The organism is Streptococcus sp. FSL R7-0212 (assembly GCF_038007985.1).
Lineage (GTDB): Bacteria > Bacillota > Bacilli > Lactobacillales > Streptococcaceae > Streptococcus > Streptococcus parauberis.
The window spans coordinates 1,482,028-1,501,600 of sequence record NZ_JBBOYF010000001.1 but is presented as its reverse complement, the minus strand read 5'-3'; the positions used below and the strand labels follow the sequence as shown (position 1 = coordinate 1,501,600).

19 protein-coding genes and 3 pseudogenes are annotated in these 19,573 nt (G+C 36.6%); 19 read left to right on the top strand and 3 right to left on the bottom strand.

The annotated features are described in order from the left end of the window. Nucleotides 1–104: 104 nt before the first annotated feature. The 16 genes and pseudogenes from MKY69_RS07620 to MKY69_RS07545 form a co-directional block, all read left to right on the top strand. Nucleotides 105–785, top strand: coding sequence for a Crp/Fnr family transcriptional regulator (locus MKY69_RS07620; RefSeq protein ID WP_003107338.1), 681 nt, complete (start codon nt 105–107; stop codon nt 783–785). Between the two features lie 283 nt (nt 786–1,068). Further along, nucleotides 1,069–2,304, top strand: coding sequence for an arginine deiminase (gene arcA / locus MKY69_RS07615; protein ID WP_003104748.1), 1,236 nt, complete (start codon nt 1,069–1,071; stop codon nt 2,302–2,304). Nucleotides 2,305–2,318: 14 nt separating this feature from the next. Next, entirely contained in the window at nt 2,319–2,753 is a 435-nt protein-coding gene (locus MKY69_RS07610) for a GNAT family N-acetyltransferase (protein WP_003104399.1), read from the top strand. A 116-nt stretch (nt 2,754–2,869) separates the two neighbouring features. Then, on the top strand, nt 2,870–3,883 hold the full coding sequence (gene argF, locus MKY69_RS07605) for an ornithine carbamoyltransferase (RefSeq protein WP_003103580.1): 1,014 nt from the start codon (nt 2,870–2,872) through the stop codon (nt 3,881–3,883). 100 nt (nt 3,884–3,983) lie between these two features. Further along, nucleotides 3,984–5,480 carry a YfcC family protein gene (locus tag MKY69_RS07600; RefSeq protein ID WP_003102757.1) on the top strand — a complete coding sequence of 499 codons (1,497 nt, stop codon included), beginning with the start codon at nt 3,984–3,986 and terminating at the stop codon, nt 5,478–5,480. Nucleotides 5,481–5,509: 29 nt separating this feature from the next. After that, nucleotides 5,510–6,841 (top strand): dipeptidase, encoded by a 1,332-nt coding sequence (locus MKY69_RS07595; RefSeq protein ID WP_003105780.1) that lies wholly within the window; start codon nt 5,510–5,512, stop codon nt 6,839–6,841. 23 nt (nt 6,842–6,864) lie between these two features. Continuing rightward, nucleotides 6,865–7,815, top strand: a complete 951-nt coding sequence (gene arcC / locus MKY69_RS07590) for a carbamate kinase (protein WP_003103897.1) — start codon at nt 6,865–6,867, stop codon at nt 7,813–7,815. Between the two features lie 167 nt (nt 7,816–7,982). Continuing rightward, the gene (gene asnA / locus MKY69_RS07585; RefSeq protein ID WP_003105278.1) at nt 7,983–8,975 is read left to right on the top strand and encodes an aspartate--ammonia ligase; all 993 of its coding nucleotides are present in this window, start codon (nt 7,983–7,985) and stop codon (nt 8,973–8,975) included. Nucleotides 8,976–9,061: 86 nt separating this feature from the next. Further along, a complete protein-coding gene (gene rsmD / locus MKY69_RS07580; RefSeq protein WP_003108156.1) occupies nt 9,062–9,601 on the top strand; it encodes a 16S rRNA (guanine(966)-N(2))-methyltransferase RsmD in 540 nt (179 codons plus the stop codon). Beyond that, on the top strand, nt 9,591–10,082 hold the full coding sequence (gene coaD, locus MKY69_RS07575) for a pantetheine-phosphate adenylyltransferase (RefSeq protein WP_003103109.1): 492 nt from the start codon (nt 9,591–9,593) through the stop codon (nt 10,080–10,082). The genes rsmD and coaD overlap by 11 nt, the downstream gene beginning before the upstream one ends. After that, nucleotides 10,069–11,106: a SepM family pheromone-processing serine protease gene (locus MKY69_RS07570; protein ID WP_003106043.1), complete on the top strand. Its 1,038-nt coding sequence runs from the start codon at nt 10,069–10,071 to the stop codon at nt 11,104–11,106. The genes coaD and MKY69_RS07570 overlap by 14 nt, the downstream gene beginning before the upstream one ends. Before the next feature lie 247 nt (nt 11,107–11,353). Then, nucleotides 11,354–12,328 carry a LacI family DNA-binding transcriptional regulator gene (locus tag MKY69_RS07565; RefSeq protein WP_003108157.1) on the top strand — a complete coding sequence of 325 codons (975 nt, stop codon included), beginning with the start codon at nt 11,354–11,356 and terminating at the stop codon, nt 12,326–12,328. 1 nt (nt 12,329) lies between these two features. Then, on the top strand, nt 12,330–13,241 hold the full coding sequence (rbsK, locus tag MKY69_RS07560) for a ribokinase (protein ID WP_003103508.1): 912 nt from the start codon (nt 12,330–12,332) through the stop codon (nt 13,239–13,241). After that, a complete protein-coding gene (rbsD, locus tag MKY69_RS07555; protein ID WP_003102489.1) occupies nt 13,216–13,614 on the top strand; it encodes a D-ribose pyranase in 399 nt (132 codons plus the stop codon). Before rbsK ends, rbsD begins: the two co-directional genes overlap by 26 nt. A gap of 11 nt (nt 13,615–13,625) precedes the next feature. Next, the gene (locus MKY69_RS07550) at nt 13,626–15,104 is read left to right on the top strand and encodes a sugar ABC transporter ATP-binding protein (protein WP_340791295.1); all 1,479 of its coding nucleotides are present in this window, start codon (nt 13,626–13,628) and stop codon (nt 15,102–15,104) included. Between the two features lies 1 nt (nt 15,105). Continuing rightward, nucleotides 15,106–15,543: pseudogene (locus tag MKY69_RS07545) on the top strand (ABC transporter permease); the annotation flags it as partial. A 38-nt stretch (nt 15,544–15,581) separates the two neighbouring features. On the opposite strand, the pseudogene MKY69_RS07540 reads toward MKY69_RS07545, so the two are convergent. Next, a pseudogene (locus MKY69_RS07540) lies at nt 15,582–15,803 on the bottom strand (IS3 family transposase); the annotation flags it as partial. A 72-nt stretch (nt 15,804–15,875) separates the two neighbouring features. On the opposite strand from MKY69_RS07540, the gene MKY69_RS07535 reads away from it, so the two are divergent. Further along, nucleotides 15,876–16,981 (top strand): IS3 family transposase gene (locus MKY69_RS07535; RefSeq protein ID WP_100083757.1). Its coding sequence is split into 2 segments (ribosomal slippage): nt 15,876–16,152 and nt 16,152–16,981, totalling 1,107 coding nucleotides; the frame shifts between segments, so codons are not numbered across the junction. Nucleotides 16,982–17,021: 40 nt separating this feature from the next. Here the strand turns inward: MKY69_RS07535 and MKY69_RS07530 are convergent. After that, entirely contained in the window at nt 17,022–17,633 is a 612-nt protein-coding gene (locus MKY69_RS07530; protein ID WP_340791905.1) for an IS3 family transposase, read from the bottom strand. Nucleotides 17,634–17,638: 5 nt separating this feature from the next. Next, the gene (locus tag MKY69_RS07525) at nt 17,639–17,929 is read right to left on the bottom strand and encodes an IS3 family transposase (protein WP_003106754.1); all 291 of its coding nucleotides are present in this window, start codon (nt 17,927–17,929) and stop codon (nt 17,639–17,641) included. An 80-nt stretch (nt 17,930–18,009) separates the two neighbouring features. Here MKY69_RS07525 and MKY69_RS07520 point away from each other — a divergent pair. Next, a pseudogene (locus MKY69_RS07520) lies at nt 18,010–18,525 on the top strand (ABC transporter permease subunit); the annotation flags it as partial. A 57-nt stretch (nt 18,526–18,582) separates the two neighbouring features. Beyond that, nucleotides 18,583–19,551, top strand: a complete 969-nt coding sequence (locus MKY69_RS07515) for a substrate-binding domain-containing protein (protein ID WP_003108162.1) — start codon at nt 18,583–18,585, stop codon at nt 19,549–19,551. Nucleotides 19,552–19,573 lie beyond the last annotated feature (22 nt).

Genomic DNA, 19,573 nt, shown 5'->3' with positions numbered 1-19,573 from the left:
GTATATCAAAAAGATTGTTTACTGTAAAGTTTTTTCTGAACAGCTTTCACAAACGTTCGCATTATGATAGAATAGAAGTACTCGAGAAAAATAGGAGGTCGAATTTGATTAAAAGAGAAGATTATCAATACCTTAGAAAATTAGATGATTTTAAGTTTTTTTCAATTGAAGAATTTGATAAGATTGTCGGACAAATGGAACACCGTAAAGCTCCTAAAGGACATATTTTATTTTTTGAAGGCGATCGACGGGACAAACTTTTTCTAGTAACAGATGGTTACTTTAAAATTGAACAAACAGACTCATCTGGTGAATTTGTATATACGGATTTTATTAGACATGGTACTGTATTTCCATATGGTGGCTTATTTAATGATTCCAATTATCATTTTTCTGTCGTAGCGATGACCGAAGTTTCTTACTATTATATTCCTATAGACCTATATGAAAAATTCTCATTAACCAATCAAACACAAATGAAACATCTTTATAGTAAAATATCTCGTTTACTAGAATTACATGAGTTAAGAGTAAGAAATTTAATTACATCAAGTGCCACTTCACGAGTTGTGCAATCACTAGGTATTTTACTAATTGAAATGGCTAAAGATGATGGTAGTATCCCCTTCCAATTAACAAGTAGTGATATTGCTAGTATGAGTGGGACCACTAGAGAAACTGTAAGTCACGTACTTAGGCAACTGAAGAAAGATCAGCTAATTGAGTCAAAAGGGAAGTACTTAACTTTCCTTGATAAAGACTATTTTATGAATTATACAAGTTAAAATCGAAAAACTATATTTTTTTCGATTTTTTAAACTTTTTTACATTTATTTTAAATTTATAAACATAAATTTTTACGAAAAAATGCAAGAAACTTACAAGTAAACGTATATAAATTTATAAATATAGATTTCGAGACAGTAAAGTGTAAACGATTACACAAAATTTAGTGAAGGAATTCCCATTTTTTTCAACTATAAAAGGTAAACTATAAATGTAAGCAAGGTTTAGAAAACCTTGAAACGTGAATTCACAACTTATCATATTTAGAAAGAGGTATTACTTATGACTGCTAAATCACCGATTCATGTTTATTCTGAAATTGGGAAACTTAAAAAAGTTTTACTACACAGACCTGGTAAAGAAATCGAAAACTTGATGCCAGACTATTTAGAAAGACTTTTGTTTGATGATATTCCTTATTTGGAGGATGCTCAGAAAGAACATGATGCGTTTGCAGAAGCGTTAAGAAATGAAGGCGTAGAAGTACTTTACTTAGAAAAATTGGCTGCTGAATCTTTAATTAATGATGAAGTCCGTGAACAATTCATTGACGAATACATTTCAGAAGCTAATATCAGAGGTCGTGCTACTAAAATTGCGATTCGTGAATTCTTGATGGCTATCAAAGATAACCAAGAATTGATTGACAAAACAATGGCAGGAGTTCAAAAATCTGAACTTCCAGAAATTGCTGCTGAAGAAAAAGGATTGACTGACCTTGTTGAATCTAACTACCCATTCGCAATTGATCCAATGCCTAACCTTTATTTCACTCGCGATCCATTTGCAACAATTGGTGAAGGTGTATCACTTAACCACATGTTCTCTGAAACACGTAACCGCGAAACATTATACGGAAAATATATTTTCACATATCACCCAGTTTACGGTGGTGAAAAAGTTCCTATGGTTTATGACCGTAGCGAAAACACTCGTATCGAAGGTGGAGATGAACTTGTTCTTTCAAAAGATGTTCTTGCTGTAGGTATTTCACAACGTACAGATGCTGCATCAATTGAAAAATTATTGGTAAACATCTTCAAACAAAACATTGGCTTCAAGAAAGTATTGGCATTTGAATTTGCTAACAACCGTAAATTCATGCACTTAGATACAGTGTTCACAATGGTTGACTATGATAAATTCACTATTCACCCAGAAATTGAAGGCGACCTACGTGTTTACTCTGTAACATATGAAAACGATGACCTTAAGATTCACGAAGAAAAAGGTGATCTAGCAGAATTACTTGCAGCTAACCTAGGTGTTGAAAAAGTTGAATTGATTCGTTGTGGTGGTGATAACTTAGTTGCTGCTGGACGTGAACAATGGAACGATGGTTCAAACACATTGACTATCGCACCAGGTGTTGTAGTAGTATATAACCGTAACACAATTACAAACGCCATCTTAGAATCTAAAGGTTTACGTTTGATTAAAATCAACGGAAGTGAATTAGTTCGCGGTCGTGGTGGACCTCGTTGTATGTCAATGCCATTTGAACGTGAAGATCTCTAATTATTATTAACGTTATGAATACATTAAAAGTAGGTAGCCAACCTTATCAAAGAGCAGCAAGTTTATTTATCCGCTATTCCGTCTTTGTATTAGAAAAAGATATTAAGATGGAAGACGAATTTGACAACAATGACGAAAATGGGACCATATACTCAGTTCTATATGAAGATGATCTACCAGTTTCTACGGGGCGCTTCCTAGCCGAAACAGATTCTGAGGCTCGTTTAACTAGAATTGCTACACTTCCTAACTACCGAGGAAAAGGATATGGTGCCCAAGTGATTCACTCCTTAGAAAAATATGCAGTAGAGAAGGGCTTTGAAAGATTGGTTATTCATAGCGAATTAACTGCTAAATCATTCTATGAAAGCATCGGCTACCAAGCTTTTGGTGATATTTATATCGAAGATGGTGAAAAGTGTCAATCACTTCAAAAACAAATAAGATAAACGGAGAAGAATATGGACATATTTATATCCTTATCTGCACTAATGGGTGGCTTTATAGCTGTCTATTTATACAAAAACAGTAAAAAGAAATAATACGAATTCAAAGGAGAAAGAAGATGACTCAAGTATTCCAAGGACGCAATTTCCTAGCAGAAAAAGATTTTACACGCGAAGAATTTGAATATTTAATCGATTTCGCAGCACACTTAAAAGATCTTAAAAAACGTGGGGTTCCACATCACTATTTAGAAGGCAAAAACATTGCCCTATTATTTGAAAAAACATCAACACGTACTCGTGCCGCATTTACAACTGCTGCCATCGATTTAGGTGCACACCCTGAATACCTTGGAGCAAATGATATTCAACTTGGTAAAAAAGAATCAACTGAAGATACAGCTAAAGTTCTTGGACGCATGTTTGACGGTATTGAATTCCGTGGATTCAGCCAAAGAATGGTTGAAGAATTAGGTGAATTCTCAGGTGTTCCAGTATGGAATGGTTTAACTGATGAATGGCATCCAACACAAATGCTTGCTGACTACTTGACTGTAAAAGAAAACTTTGGAAAATTAGAAGGCATTACTCTTGTTTACTGTGGTGATGGACGTAACAACGTTGCTAACTCACTATTAGTTGCAGGTACACTTATGGGTGTAAATGTACATATCTTCTCACCAAAAGAATTGTTCCCAGAAGAAGAAATTGTAAAACTTGCTGAAGGTTTTGCTAAAGAATCTGGTGCTCGCATCCTTGTTACTGATGATGCTGATGAAGCAGTTAAAGGTGCAGATGTACTTTACACTGACGTTTGGGTATCAATGGGTGAAGAAGATAAATTCAAAGAACGTGTTGAAATGCTTCAACCATTCCAAGTTAACATGGATTTAATTAAAAAAGCAGACAACGAAAACCTTATTTTCCTTCACTGCTTACCAGCATTCCATGATACAACAACTGTTTATGGTAAAGATGTTGCTGATAAATACGGTGTAGAAGAAATGGAAGTTACTGATGAAGTATTCCGTAGTAAATATGCTCGTCATTTTGACCAAGCTGAAAACCGTATGCACACAATCAAAGCTGTTATGGCAGCAACTCTAGGAAATCTATTCATTCCTAAAGTGTAATCATCAATAACACATTAACTATTTCTTGGTCGTTCTGGATCTGGCAACACTTACCAGAACCAGAACGACCTTTTATTTTTTAAAATTAGAGGTAAATAAAATGGAAGAACAAAAAAAACGGGGCTTTAGCATTCCTTCTTCTTACACAGTTCTTTTTATCATCATTGCTATTATGGCAGTTTTGACTTGGGTTATCCCGGCCGGAGCCTATGATACAACTAAAGATGGTGCCGTTATTTCTGGAACTTATCATGCTGTTAAATCAAATCCTCAAGGTTTATATGATGTCTTCATGGCACCTGTTCGCGGTATGTTAGGTACAGATAAAACTGATGGCGCAATCCAAGTTTCATTCTTTATCCTAATGGTTGGTGGATTCTTAGGTGTTATTAATAAAACAGGTGCTCTTGACCAAGGTATTGCATCTGTTGTTAAGAAAAATAAAGGCAGAGAAAAGATGCTCATTGCCATTTTGATTCCTATCTTTGCATTAGGTGGAACAACTTATGGTATGGGTGAAGAGACAATGGCTTTCTATCCATTACTAATTCCTGTAATGATTGCCGTTGGTTTTGATACACTTGTCGCCGTTTCAATCATCCTTATTGGTTCCCAGATTGGATGTTTGGCTTCAACAATCAATCCATTCGCAACAGGGGTAGCAGCTGACGCAGCCGGTGTCTCTATTGCAGATGGTATGATTTGGCGTATTATTCAATGGGTTGTCTTAGTGGCTATTTCAGTTTGGTACGTTCACAGTTATGCTGACAAAATTGAAAAAGATCCAAGCCAATCACTTATTGCTGATAAAATGGCAGAACATAAAGAATTGTTTAAACTTGAAAACCAAGGCGAAGATATGACTAAACGTCAAGGTCATGTATTGTGGATTTTCATCATTACATTCTTAATCATGATTCTTAGTCTTATTCCTTGGGAAGACTTTGGTATAAAATTATTTACAAATATCAACAATGCACTTGTAGGAACTCCTGGACTTAATACATTCCTTGGTAAAGACATGTTGCAATTAGGTTACTGGTATTTCCCAGAAATTTCTATGCTCTTCATAATGATGTCTATCTTGGCAGCAATGGTTTATAGAATGAAAGAAGAAGATTTCATTTCTTCATTCATCGCAGGAGCAGCTGATTTACTTGGTGTAGCAATTATCTGTGCGGTAGCACGTGGTATCCAAGTTATCATGAACGATGGTATGATTACTTCAACGATTCTTTCTTGGGGTGAGAAAGGACTTTCAGGTCTATCTTCACAAGTATTCGTAATCTTAACTTACTTATTCTACTTACCAATGTCATTCTTAATTCCATCAACTTCAGGTCTCGCTGGAGCGACAATGGGTATCATGGCACCTCTAGGCCAATTCTCACATGTACCAGCTCACTTGGTAATTACTGCATTCCAATCAGCTTCAGGTGTACTTAACATCGTATCGCCAACTTCAGCAATCGTTATGGGTGCTTTAGCTCTTGGTAAAGTTGATATTGCAACTTGGTGGAAATTTGTAACTAAATTTATCGTTTTAGTAATGGTAGTCAGCCTTGCTGTTATGCTGATTGCGACATTCTTCATCTAATAATTGAAGACAATGGGAGGTAAAAGAATATGAAGTCCTATATTACCAAAGATCATCAAGATGCATGTGTAGAAGCAATCAAAACAATTGTATCTTATCCTTCAGTTTGTAACGAAGGGGAAAATGGTACCCCATTTGGGCAAGCAATCTCTGATGTCTTAGAAAGAACTTTACAACTCTGTGAGGAGTTAGGGTTTAAAACTTATAAAGATCCTGACGGTTATTATGGCTATGCTGAATACGGTCAAGATAAAGAAATGTTAGCTATACTTTGTCACTTGGACGTTGTTCCTGAAGGAGATCGTAGTCTTTGGAAGACAGATCCATTTGAATGTGTCGAAGTAGATGGTCATCTCTATGGACGAGGTACACAAGATGATAAAGGTCCATCAATGTTAGCCTTGTTTGCAGTTAAATCTCTTATGGATGCAGGTGTAACCTTCAATAAACGCATTAGATTCATTTTTGGAACTGATGAAGAAACATTATGGCGCTGTTTGAACCGTTATAATGAAAAAGAAGAACAAGCCACTTTTGGCTTTGCTCCTGATTCAAGCTTCCCTCTTATTTATGCTGAAAAAGGTTTATTGCAAGCAAAACTAGTTGGTGATGGTTCTGATACTCTTGAAATTGAAGCTGGAAAAGCCTACAATGTCGTGCCAGCCCGAGCTTCATATCGTGGTGAATATCTTGGTCAAGTTAAAGAAGAGTTAAACCGTCTTGATTTTGAATATGTTGAAAAAGATGGGAAAGTTACCGTTTATGGTCTTGCCCAACATTCTAAAGATGCTCAATTTGGTATCAATGCACTTGTTCGTCTTGCAAAATCACTTGACGCACATGTTGATGAACCTGTAATTGATTTCTTAGCAAATGTTGTTGATGAAGATGGTAGAGGATTTAATATCTTTGGAGATGTCCAAGACGAGCCATCAGGGAACTTAAGCTTTAATGCTGCTGGATTAACCTTGAATAAAGATCAAACAGAAGTTCGTCTCGATATTCGTATCCCAGTTTTAGCTGATAAAGATCAACTTGTTCAACAATTAACAGCAAAAGCAAAAGAATATGGCCTAACTTATGAAGAATTTGATTATTTAGCACCATTATATGTTCCAATAGATAGTGAACTTGTTACAACACTATTAGATGTATACAGAGAAAAAACTGGTGATCAAAGTCCAGCTGTCTCATCTGGTGGAGCTACTTTTGCACGAACAATGCCAAATTGTGTGGCATTTGGGGCTTTGTTCCCAGATTCTGTTCAAACAGAACATCAAGAAAATGAAAACATCGTTTTAGAAGATGCTTTCAAGGCAATGGACATCTATGCGGAAACTGTTTTCCGTCTAACGCGATAATTAATTATGAGGAGAAAAAACGTATGACTAAACAAAAGATTGTTGTAGCATTAGGTGGTAATGCCATTCTTTCAACAGATGCATCAGCTAAAGCACAACAAGAAGCATTAATTTCAACTTCAAAATCACTTGTTAAATTGATCCAAGATGGTAACGAAGTAATCGTTACACATGGTAATGGACCACAAGTTGGTAACTTATTATTACAACAAGCGGCAGCTGATACAGAAAAAAATCCTGCAATGCCTTTAGATACATGTGTTGCCATGACTGAAGGAAGCATCGGTTTCTGGTTAGTAAACGCACTTGACAATGAATTGAAAGCTCAAGGCATTGAAAAGGATGTTGCAGCAGTAGTTACTCAAGTTATTGTTGATAAAAATGATGCTGCTTTTAGCAATCCAACAAAACCAATTGGACCTTTCCTTTCTGAAGAAGAAGCTAAGAAACAAATGGAAGAAACTGGCGCTAACTTTAAAGAAGATGCTGGTCGTGGTTGGAGAAAAGTTGTACCTTCTCCAAAACCAGTTGGCATCAAAGAAGTTAATGTTATCCGTAGCTTAGTTGATTCTGGTGTTGTTGTTGTCAGTGCTGGTGGCGGAGGTGTTCCAGTTGTGGAAGATCCTGAAACTAAATACATTACTGGTGTTGAAGCAGTTATTGACAAAGATTTCGCTAGTCAAACACTTTCAGAATTAGTTGATGCAGATATGTTCATCGTTCTTACTGGTGTTGATAATGTTTTTGTAAACTACAACAAACCAGACCAACAAAAATTGGAAACTGTAACTGTTTCACAAATGAAACAATATATCACTGAAAATCAATTTGCTCCAGGTAGCATGTTACCTAAAGTTGAAGCAGCAATTGCCTTTGTGGAAAACAAACCTTCTTCAAAAGCAATCATCACTTCACTTGAAAATATTGACAAGGTCCTTTCTGAGGGGGCTGGTACTCAAATCGTGTGTGATTAATTATATACTCTTAAAAGCCTTAGTTCCCCTAGGGCTTTTATTTTTTCCAAGAAATCCTTAATTATTTTAAAAATATAGAAAATTTAGTCTTTAAATATACTGAAATTCAGTGTATAATAAATCTCATATCTCATAATATGTGAGAAAAAAATATTTAAGGAGGAGCTATGAAAAAAAGTTTTATTCATCAACAAGAGGAGATTTCTTTTGTTAAAAATACATTCACACAGTATTTAATTGCAAAACTTGACGTTGTCGAAGTGCAAGGTCCGATTTTAAGTCGGGTCGGGGATGGTATGCAAGATAATTTGTCTGGTATTGAAAATCCTGTTTCTGTTAATGTATTGAAAATCCCTGAAGCAAAATTTGAAGTTGTCCATTCATTAGCAAAATGGAAACGTCATACTTTAGCACGCTTTGGATTCAATGAAGGAGAAGGCCTCGTTGTGAATATGAAAGCCCTCCGTCCTGATGAAGATTCATTAGATCAAACGCACTCAGTTTACGTTGATCAATGGGACTGGGAAAAAGTTATTCCAGATGGGAAACGTAACTTAGCTTATTTGAAAGAAACAGTTGAAACAATCTATAAAGTTATTCGTTTGACAGAATTAGCTGTTGAAGCGCGTTATGATATTGAAGCAGTGTTACCTAAGAAAATTACCTTTGTTCATACTGAAGATTTAGTAACCATGTATCCTGATTTGACAGCTAAAGAACGCGAGAATGCCATTACTAAAGAACATGGTGCTGTTTTCTTAATTGGTATCGGTGGTGTCCTATCAGATGGAAAACCTCATGATGGAAGAGCACCAGACTATGATGACTGGACAAGTGCTAGCGAAGGTGACTATAAAGGTCTGAATGGGGACATTCTTGTTTGGAATGATCAATTAGAATCAGCTTTCGAATTATCATCAATGGGAATTCGTGTTGACGAAGACGCCTTAAAACGTCAAGTTGCTATTACAGGTGACTATGACCGCCTAAACTTTGATTGGCATAAATCACTCCTAAACGGCTTGTTTCCGCTCACAATTGGTGGAGGAATCGGACAATCCCGGATGGCTATGTTCTTGCTTCGTAAGAAACATATTGGTGAAGTCCAAACATCTGTTTGGCCACTTGAAGTTCGAGAGAACTTTGAAAACATATTATAAGAAGAACCTACTATTTTGGTAGGTTTTTTAATTTTTAAAGGATAAAAATTCTTTGTTTGGTCTATAATTTTGTTATAATAGGGACTATGAGAATTGTATCAGGTGAATTTGGAGGCCGTCCCCTAAAGACCCTCCCAGGAAAAACGACTCGACCTACATCAGACAAGGTTCGAGGTGCCATGTTTAATATGATTGGTCCCTACTTTGAAGGCGGCCGTGTTCTAGACCTCTTTGCTGGTTCTGGAGGGCTCTCGATTGAAGCTGTCTCTCGGGGAATGGCTAGTGCTACCTTAGTTGAACGTGATAGGGGCGCGCAAGCGATCATCAAAGAAAACATCAAAATGACCAAGTCGGAAGAACAATTTACCCTCCTAAAAATGGATGCAAAAAAAGCAATAATGAAATTGGATCAGGCTTTCGATTTGGTTTTTCTTGACCCACCATATGCCATGGAAGAGATTGTCGAGACCATTGAAGCACTTGAACAAAAAGGACTTCTTTCTGATGATGTGATGGTCGTTTGTGAAACGGATAAAATGGTAAGTTTACCAGAGGAAGTAGCTTCCTTAGGTATCTGGAAAGAAAAAGTATATGGAATTAGTAAGGTAACAGTCTATGTCAAATAAAATTGGACTCTATTCTGGATCCTTTGATCCAGTCACAAATGGGCATATGGATATCATTGATCGGGCTAGTCAGCTTTTTGACAAGCTTTACGTTGGTATCTTCTACAATACAAATAAAGCGGGTTTCTTAGATTTAGAAGGTCGAATTATGGTCTTAGAGGAAGCTTTAGCAAGCTATGATAATGTTTCTGTCGTTTGGACAGATAATCGCTTAGCTGTTGATTTAGCTAAGGAATTAGAGGTGACTCATATGGTCAGAGGGCTTCGTAATCCAACTGATTTTGAGTATGAATCAAATTTGGAGTATTTTAACCATCGTCTAGACCCAAGCATTGATACGGTTTACTTAATTGCTAGAAACAATATGCAACCAATTAGTTCAAGCCGTGTTAAAGAATTGATTCACTTTAATTCATCAATTGAAGGTTTAGTACCCCAATCAGTAATTTCCTATTTGGAGCAAATGAATGAAGAAAAATAATAAATTAAAAATCTGGTTATTGGGCATTATTGCTGTCATTGCAATTGGTTTTTCACTATTTTATCCTCTACCTTATTATATTGAAATGCCTGGTGGTGCCTATGATATCCGTAGTGTCCTTAAGGTAAATGAACAAAAAGACAAGGAAAAAGGGTCTTATAATTTTGTTGCTGTAAGTATTAGTCATGCGACATTTGCACAAATTCTCTATGCTTGGGCAACACCATTTACAGAGATTTCATCAGCAGAAGCAACTACTGGTGGCTATAGTGATGCAGACTACATGAGAATTAATCAATTCTATATGGAAACTTCACAAAATGGTGCTGTTTATCAAGCTCTCAAAAAAGCTGGTAAACCTGTTTCCCTTGACTACTTAGGTGTTTATGTTCTTGATGTCAGTAAAAATTCTTCTCTTAAAGGGGTTTTGAATATTGCTGATACAGTTACAAGTGTTAATCAAAAACACTTTAAGAGTTCAGCTGATTTGATTAAGTTTGTGTCTGCCATGAAGTTGGGGGATAAAGTCAGTGTCCAATATACCAGTAATGGTAAAGATAAATCAGCCAATGGTAAAATTATTAAGTTGAAAAATGGTAAAAATGGGATTGGAATCAGCTTAACTGACCATACCAAAGTACACACTAAAGAAAAAATTGATTTTACAACTGAAGGCGTTGGTGGTCCAAGTGCTGGTTTGATGTTCACCCTTGATATTCTTGACCAAATCAATAAAGAAGATTTACGTAAGGGGCGTAATATTGCTGGTACTGGTACAATTGACCAAGAAGGTAAAGTTGGTGATATTGGTGGTGCAGGCTTAAAAGTAGTTGCGGCTGCTAAAGAAGGGGCAGAGATTTTCTTCGTTCCTAATAATCCAGTTGATCCGCGTGTCAAAAAAGTTGATCCAAAAGCAATAACTAATTATAAAGAAGCCTTAGAAGCTGCTAAGCAATTAAAAACAAAAATGAAGATTGTTCCAGTCAAGACAGTCGATGACGCAATCAGTTATCTGAAAAAGTAAACCAATCCCAAGAGATTGGTTTTTTTGTGGGAAAAGATATTAGACAAATTCTGGATTTTTACTGATAACAGTAAAGAAGAGAAGCTGTATGTGTTAGGGCTATATGAATTTTGATTCTTCTGATAAGAATCAGGTTCTAGTCATTCAAAAATTTTTATTAAATCTATACAAATTTAAATTGACAAGATAAAAGAAAACGGTTACAATAATATATGTGAGAACGGTTCCACACATCTTGGGAGGATTTATGTCTACGATAAAAGAGGTTGCTGCAGAAGCTGGTGTTTCAAAATCTACTGTTTCTAGATATATCTCACAAAATGGATATGTTTCGGAGCAAGCAAGAGACCGGATTAAGGACGCTATTGAAAAACTCAATTATAGTCCTAATATGATTGCCCAATCCTTAAAGACAAAGAAAAATCAGCTAGTTGGCTTACTTTTACCAGATATTTCTAACCCTTTCTTCCCTAGGGTTGCTAGAGGTGCTGAGATATTTTTAAAAGAACATGACTATCGGATTTTATTTGGCAATATTGGTGGGAGTGCCCAGCTCGAAGAAGATTATATTAATACCTTATTGCAAAGCAACGCAGCTGGTATTATTACAACACATGATTTTACAAAAAAATACCCAAACTTGGCTATTCCAGTGGTAGTAGTTGACCGGGTTGAAGAAGATACAGAGTATGCTGTTTTTGCTGATAATGAAGCTGGTGGTAAGTTAGCCGCACAGGCTGTAACCAACGCTGGAGCGCATAATGTTCTCCTCGTTAAAGGTCCAATGGGACATTCCAATATCACTAATCAACGTTATTTCGCCAGTTTAGATTATCTATCTCGCAAAGAAGTGACAACTCATATCAGTGATAGTCAAACCTTTGATTTTGATGACATTATTGAAGAAGCTAGAATGGCTCTTGATACATATCCAAATGTTGATTCAATCATCGCCCCATCTGATATTCATGCTATTGCTTACTTCCATGAATTGTTTTCAAGAGGGAAAAAAATCCCTGAGGATGTTCAAGTTGTTGGCTATGATGATATTTTAATAAGTAAGTTGATTTACCCATCCTTATCAACTATTCATCAACCATCTTATCGAATGGGACGCAATGCCGCAGAACTGATTTATAAGATTTCAAATCAGATGCCAATTAAAGAAAAACGCATTAAATTACCTGTCCACTTTGTTGAACGAGAAACTTTAAGGAGATAATATGACTCGTATAGTAATTATTGGTAGTATTTCAATGGACTTAGTTATGGAAACAAGTCGCATTGCAGAAGAAGGAGAAACTGTTTTTGGCGATCGTTTTTCAATGGTACCTGGGGGTAAAGGAGCTAACCAAGCTGTTGCTGTCGGACGATTGAGTGACAGCCGAGATCAGATAGCCATGATTGGTTGTCTCGGTCAGGATTCATTTGCTCCGATTCTCAAACAAAACCTGCAAGATAATCATTTATCTGTAGAGTGTGTGGGAACGGTACCATCATCATGTGGAATTGCCCAAATTACTCTTTACCACCAGGACAATCGGATTATCTATTGTCCTGGTGCAAATGGTCTCGTTGATCCTAATCAATGGCAAGCAGAGTGGGATTTACTGACAGAGTCTGATTTAGTTATTTTACAAAACGAAATTCCCCACAATGCCAATTTAGCAATTGCAAAATTCTGTCATGATCATGGGGTTAAAGTTCTCTATAATCCGGCTCCTTCTCGTGAAACTGACTTGGAGATGATTTCAATTGTTGATTTTATGACACCAAACCATCATGAATGTATGGAACTTTTTCCGGCTCGTTCACTTGAAGATATTTTACATGATTATCCGAATAAGTTGATTGTGACACTCGGAAAAGAAGGCGCTATGTACTTTGACGGAGAAGAAGTGCAACACATTTCAGCTATTATAGCGGATGCAGTGGATACGACAGGTGCTGGTGATACCTTTAACGGAGCCTTTGGCTTTGCTCTTGCTAAAGGGTTAGAAATTAAAGAAGCCATTCGTTTTGCTACCTTAGCTTCCCATATATCTGTTCAAAAATTTGGTGCGCAAGGTGGAATGCCAACTCTTGAAGAAATGAAAGGTCATGAAAAATATGAAGAAAACTGGAATTTTAAATAGTGATTTAGCTAAATTAGCTGATGATTTGGGACATACTGATCGCGTCTGCATTGGTGACTTAGGCTTACCAGTTCCAAATGGCGTCAAGAAAATTGATTTATCTTTAACACAGGGGACACCAAGTTTCCAAGATGTGGTTGATGTTTATCTTGAAAATATCTTGGTTGAAAAAGTTCTCCTTGCTGAAGAAATTAAAGAGCAAAATCCAAAACAATTGAAAGAATTATTGAATAAGCTCGATCAAGATGTGACTGTCGAGTATGTCAGTCATGAAGAATTGAAAGAGCTGAATAAAGAGGTCAAAGCAGTTGTTAGAACTGGTGAAAACACACCATACTCGAATATCATCCTACAATCAGGAGTAACAATATAGAAGAGGTTCTCATGAGAATTGAAATGAAAGACATTTCCAAAACATTTGGTGCTAATAAGGTACTTGAAAAAATCGATTTAGTTTTGGAGTCTGGTCAAGTTCATGCCTTGATGGGTGAAAATGGTGCTGGGAAATCAACCTTAATGAATATCTTAACAGGTCTATTTCCGGCTACTACAGGAACAATCCTAATTGATGATCAAGAAATGACCTTTAGCAACCCACAGGAAGCTGAAGAATTTGGGATTTCTTTTATCCATCAAGAGATGAATACTTGGTCAGAAATGACAGTGTTAGAAAATTTATTTTTAGGTCGCGAGATTAAAGGTAGTTTTGGTCTATTGAATCAAAAAGCAATGAAAGCAAAAGCCTTAGAAGCCTTTAAAAAACTTGGTGTTTCGATTCCATTAAATCGACCAATTGGAGAATTATCTGTTGGGCAACAGCAAATGATTGAAATTGCCAAGTGTCTTCTTAATAAATTATCTTTATTGATAATGGACGAGCCGACTGCGGCTTTAACTGACCGTGAAACTGAAAATCTGTTTCGAGTTATTAATGATTTGAAAAACCAAGGTGTGGGAATTGTTTACATCTCACACAGGATGGAAGAAATTTTTAAAATTACAGATTTAGTAACCGTTATGCGTGATGGTATCGCTGTTGATACTACTAAAACTGCTGAAACAACATCTAATGAACTCGTTAAAAAAATGGTAGGTCGCGAATTGGGTGACTATTATCCTGACCGTCAGACAGAGATTGGTGATGTCGTTTTTGAAGTCTCAAACTTCACAGGTGAGATGTTTAAAGATGTCTCATTTAGTGTCAGAAAAGGCGAAATTATTGGTTTTTCTGGGTTAATGGGTGCAGGTCGGACCGAAGTTATGCGAGCTATTTTTGGACTGGATAAAAAAGTTTCTGGGACAGTTAAAGTAAACGGTCAAGAAATTACCATTTCTAACCCAGCACAAGCCATTCAAAAAGGCATTGGTTTCCTAACTGAAAATCGTAAGGATGAAGGCCTAATCCTTGATTTCTCAATTAAAGATAACATGACACTACCAAGTACCAAAGACTTCAGTCAAAAAGGATTCTTTGATGAAAAGACTAGTACTATTTTTGTTCAGCAACTGATTGATCGCTTACGCATCAAAACAGGTCAGCCAAAGACCCTAGTTGGTAATCTGTCAGGAGGAAATCAGCAAAAAGTTGTACTGGCTAAATGGATTGGAATAGCACCTAAAGTTTTAATCCTTGATGAACCCACTCGTGGTGTCGATGTTGGTGCTAAACGAGAAATTTACCAATTGATGAATGAACTAACCGACAGAGGAGTACCAATTATCATGGTTTCCTCAGACTTACCTGAAATTCTTGGAGTTAGTGACCGCATTATCGTCATGCATGAAGGTAAAATTACAGGACAACTATCACGGGCAGAAGCTAATCAAGAAAGTGTTATGCAACTAGCTACAGGAGGACAATAAGTTGAAACAAGTCATGAAATATATGTCAGAGTTAACAACTCTGGTTGCTTTAATTGGATTAATGATTATCATTACATTACTTAATCCAAACTTTTTAACTACTAATAACTTAATGAATTTACTTCTGCAAGTTACAGCAAATGGGTTTATTGCTTTTGGGATGACATTTGTTATCTTGACAGGTGGCATTGATTTATCTGTTGGTTCCATTCTTGCCTTATCTAGCGCCTTAACAGCTGGATTAATTGGTAAGGGCGTACCAGTCGGCGTGGCGATTATTTTAGCCTTAGGTTTAGGTGGTATCTTTGGGATGTTAAATGGACTCTTAATTGCTTATGGAAAATTAGCACCATTTATCGTAACTCTTGCTACCATGACTATTTTCCGAGGAGCAACACTTGTTTATTCAAATGGGAACCCAATAACAAAAGGGTTATCGGCACTGCACCCCAATAGTGGGACAGAAGAAAAACACTCTTATGAAACCAATTTTCTGAATTGAACAGGAGATTGGTTTTTTAAATGACGTTGAATTCTAGTTTCATTATAAAATGTTATGTAATTTTTAACAATATTTGTTATACTAACTTTGTTGTGTTTTCTCCTATCTTGGAGATAAAAGGTTTCAGTCTTTAAAGCGGAGTGAAACCATTCAATACAGGCGTTATCTGCAGGTGTCCCTTTTCGAGACATTGAGCGGGTTGAATCGGTTACACTAAACTAGACAGAATTTATAAAGTGTTCTACACTAAAGAAAACAGGAGAACAGATATGTCTAGAAAAATACGTCGCCACTTCACCGATGATTTTAAGCAACAAATCGTTGACTTGCACAATGCTGGAATGAAACGAAGTGAGCTTATCAAAGAATATGAGTTAACGCCCTCAACCTTCGATAAGTGGGTCAGACAAGACAAACTAACGGGTTCCTTCAAGTCTGTTGATAATATGACAGATGAACAACGGGAACTGATTCAACTCAGAAAACGCAATAAAGAACTCGAAATGCAATTAGACATCCTAAAGCAAGCGGCAGTGATTATGGCACGAAAAGACAAGTAATCACTGCAAACAAGGATAAATACAGCATTTCAGCTATGTGTCGTTGGCTGAACATCCCGCGCTCAAGTTACTACTACCAAGTTGTAGATCCTGTGTCAGAGGCTGATCTCGAGGATAAAATTACCTATATTTTCTTTGAGAGCAAGTCCAGATATGGGGCTAGAAAAATCAAGAAATGCTTAGAAAAGGACGGCATCATACTCTCTCGCCGTCGGATTCGTCGCATCATGGAGAGACTCCACTTGGTATCCGTTTATCAGAAAGCAGCCTTCAAACCGCATTCTAGAGGGAAGAACGAAGCTCCTATTCCAAACCGCCTAGACAGGCAATTCGACCAAGAAAGACCACTGGAAGCCCTGGTGACCGACTTGACTTACGTCCGTGTGGATAGGCGCTGGGCTTACGTTTGTCTCATCATTGACCTCTTTAATCGTGAAATCATAGGATTGTCCGTTGGCTGGCACAAGACTGCGGAGCTCGTTAAACAAGCCATTCAAAGCATCCCTTATGCACTAACCAAGGTCAAGTTGTTCCATTCTGATCGTGGCAAGGAGTTTGACAATCAGCTGATTGATGAGATGCTTGAAGCTTTTGGAATCACCCGTTCTCTCAGTCAGGCTGGTTGTCCCTATGACAATGCCGTCGCTGAGAGTACCTATCGTTCCTTCAAACTGGAGTTTATCAACCAAGAAACCTTTCAATCACTAGAAGAATTAGCCCTCAAAACGAAAGATTATGTCCACTGGTGGAACTATCATCGCATTCATGGTAGTCTTAACTACCAAACTCCCATGACCAAACGAATTATCGCTTAAAAAGCACTTTATAAAAATTGTTCAGAAAAGTGTTGCCTTTTCAGGTAATGCCTTTTTCAATACAAGCGAGATAGTAAGCATGTGATGTATAGACAGATCCTTGATCACTGTGTAATAGGACTCCTGATTCTAAATCAAGTTGATTAAGGGTATCAAGTACAAGATCATTGTCCTGTGTATCTGAAATAGTATAGGCCACAATTTCACGATTATAAAGGTCCATAATAGATGACAAGTATAAGGTAGTTTTTCCAAAGTTGAGATAAGTAATATCTGTAACTAGTTTTTGTAATGGTCTGGTTGCCTTAAAGTCACGGTCTAGCTTATTGTCTGTGACGTAGTATGGCCTACCTAATTTAGGGGACTTCTTTATTCTAGTGCGACATAGCCACCCTCTGCTCTTCATGATACGATAGACTTTCTTTACATTGGCATTAATCCCAAACTCTTTCTTTAGAAGACTTGTAATGGTTCTATAACCATATATAAACTTATATTTTAAGCAGAGCTCTTCAACTTTTTCGATAAGACTATCATGAATAGGAGGCTTGATATTAGATTTCCACCGATAATAGGTTGAGCGTGAGACCTTAAAACAGTCCAGAATAAAACCTAATGGATACTGATATCTGTAGTAATCAACAAGCTTGATGAGTGTTACTTTATCGATTTTCTCATCAAGCTTTGATACTTTTTTAAAAGTTCAACTTGTAGTTTTAATTGCTCAACTTCTGATAACTGTTCCATTCCTTGACCGTAAGTATATTGCTTACCTACAGGTTGATGAAAACGATACGTTTCTCCTTTTTGATACCAGCGCCACCATGTATATATCTGGCTTTTATTTTTAATACCAAGTCTATCCATAATAACTTTTTCGGGCTTACCTGATTTCTTCATTTCAATACAGGCTAATTTGGTTTCTAACGAGTAAGCTTTTTTGACCATAATAAAACACTCCTGATTCTATTTTACTAGAATTCTACAGGAGTGTTTTTCTTGTGTCTCATTTATTGGGTGCAGTGCCATCAGATAGTTTCTTTTTCCAATTCTTAGGTCAAGGCTATCTCTTAGGTGTACCATTCCCAGTTATCCTCATGTTTATTATTTTTCTTATTTTGTATGTTCTATTACATAAAACTGCTTTTGGGAAATCTGTATATGCGCTAGGAGGTAATGAAAAAGCAGCATATATCTCAGGTGTTAAGTTGAATAAAGTTAAAATCATTATCTATACTATTTCTGGTATGATGGCAGCTATGTCTGGCTTAATCATTACATCACGTTTAAGTTCTGCACAGCCAACTGCTGGAGCTAGCTATGAAATGGATGCTATTGCGGCAGTTGTCCTTGGTGGAACTTCACTTTCAGGAGGTAAAGGTCGCATCCTTGGAACACTGATTGGTGCCTTAATCATCGGCGTTCTAAATAATGGTTTAAATATCATTGGGGTATCAGCTTTCTGGCAACAAGTAGTAAAAGGGGTAGTTATTTTAATTGCAGTTCTCCTTGATCGTTTTAAAGTAACTAATAATGTCTCATAGACATTTTAGAACACTATTATTTCTATAACACGACTATTATTCTGGAGGAATAAAAAAATGAAATTTGGAAAAAAACTTGGTTTCTTTGCTTTATTAATGTCATTAGTATTAGTTCTAGGCGCATGTGGAAAAACAGGCTTAGGTAACTCATCAGGTTCTTCTTCAAAAGAAGTAACTAAAAAAGCTGCCAAAGATCTTAAATTAGGTGTTTCAATTTCAACAACAAACAACCCATATTTCGTATCAATGAAAGATGGTCTTGATTCATATGCAAAAGACAAAAAAGTTAGCTTAAAAGTTGCTGATGCACAAGATGATGCAGCGCGCCAAGCTGACGATATTCAAAACTTTATTAGCCAAAATGTTGATGCTATCTTAATCAACCCAGTTGACTCAAAAGCTGTTGTTACTTCAATCAAAGCAGCTAACTCAGCAAACATTCCAGTAATCTTAATTGACCGTGGTAGTGAAGGTGGCGACGTTTTAACAACTGTTGCTTCTGATAATGTTGCTGCAGGTAAAATGGCTGCTGAATTTGCCGTTAAAGAACTTGGTGAAAAAGCTAAAACTTTTGAATTATCAGGGGTACCTGGAGCTTCTGCAACTGTAGACCGTGGTAAAGGTTTTAATGATATTGCTAAAACAAAACTTGATATTCTTTCAAGCCAATCAGCAAACTTTGACCGTGCTAAAGCGTTAAACACAGCTCAAAATATGATCCAAGGTAACAAAGATGTACAAGTTATCTTTGCTCAAAATGATGAAATGGCACTAGGTGCTGCACAAGCTGCTAAATCTGCTGGACTTAAAGATGTGATGATTATTGGTATTGATGGACAACCAGATGCACACGATGCCATAAAAAAAGGTGATATCACAGCTACAATTGCACAACAACCAGCTAAAATGGGTGAAATTGCAATCCAAGCAGCAATTGACCACTATCAAGGTAAAAAAGTTGAAAAATCAACAGTTTCTCCAATTTACTTAGTTAAAAAAGATAACGTTGATAAATACAACTGGTAATTCAGTTCTCTAAAATAGCCTT

Excerpts from the sequence above, each read along its gene's own strand:
- MKY69_RS07515 (WP_003108162.1), top strand. The coding sequence starts at position 18,583 with ATGAAATTTGGAAAAAAACTTGGTTTCTTTGCTTTATTAATGTCATTA.
- coaD (WP_003103109.1), top strand. The coding sequence starts at position 9,591 with ATGTCAAATAAAATTGGACTCTATTCTGGATCCTTTGATCCAGTCACA.
- asnA (WP_003105278.1), top strand. The coding sequence starts at position 7,983 with ATGAAAAAAAGTTTTATTCATCAACAAGAGGAGATTTCTTTTGTTAAA.
- MKY69_RS07565 (WP_003108157.1), top strand. The coding sequence starts at position 11,354 with ATGTCTACGATAAAAGAGGTTGCTGCAGAAGCTGGTGTTTCAAAATCT.
- MKY69_RS07595 (WP_003105780.1), top strand. The coding sequence starts at position 5,510 with ATGAAGTCCTATATTACCAAAGATCATCAAGATGCATGTGTAGAAGCA.
- MKY69_RS07600 (WP_003102757.1), top strand. The coding sequence starts at position 3,984 with ATGGAAGAACAAAAAAAACGGGGCTTTAGCATTCCTTCTTCTTACACA.
- rbsD (WP_003102489.1), top strand. The coding sequence starts at position 13,216 with ATGAAGAAAACTGGAATTTTAAATAGTGATTTAGCTAAATTAGCTGAT.
- MKY69_RS07570 (WP_003106043.1), top strand. The coding sequence starts at position 10,069 with ATGAAGAAAAATAATAAATTAAAAATCTGGTTATTGGGCATTATTGCT.
- arcA (WP_003104748.1), top strand. The coding sequence starts at position 1,069 with ATGACTGCTAAATCACCGATTCATGTTTATTCTGAAATTGGGAAACTT.
- argF (WP_003103580.1), top strand. The coding sequence starts at position 2,870 with ATGACTCAAGTATTCCAAGGACGCAATTTCCTAGCAGAAAAAGATTTT.
- MKY69_RS07550 (WP_340791295.1), top strand. The coding sequence starts at position 13,626 with ATGAGAATTGAAATGAAAGACATTTCCAAAACATTTGGTGCTAATAAG.
- rbsK (WP_003103508.1), top strand. The coding sequence starts at position 12,330 with ATGACTCGTATAGTAATTATTGGTAGTATTTCAATGGACTTAGTTATG.
- MKY69_RS07610 (WP_003104399.1), top strand. The coding sequence starts at position 2,319 with ATGAATACATTAAAAGTAGGTAGCCAACCTTATCAAAGAGCAGCAAGT.
- arcC (WP_003103897.1), top strand. The coding sequence starts at position 6,865 with ATGACTAAACAAAAGATTGTTGTAGCATTAGGTGGTAATGCCATTCTT.
- rsmD (WP_003108156.1), top strand. The coding sequence starts at position 9,062 with ATGAGAATTGTATCAGGTGAATTTGGAGGCCGTCCCCTAAAGACCCTC.
- MKY69_RS07525 (WP_003106754.1), bottom strand. The coding sequence starts at position 17,929 with ATGGTCAAAAAAGCTTACTCGTTAGAAACCAAATTAGCCTGTATTGAA.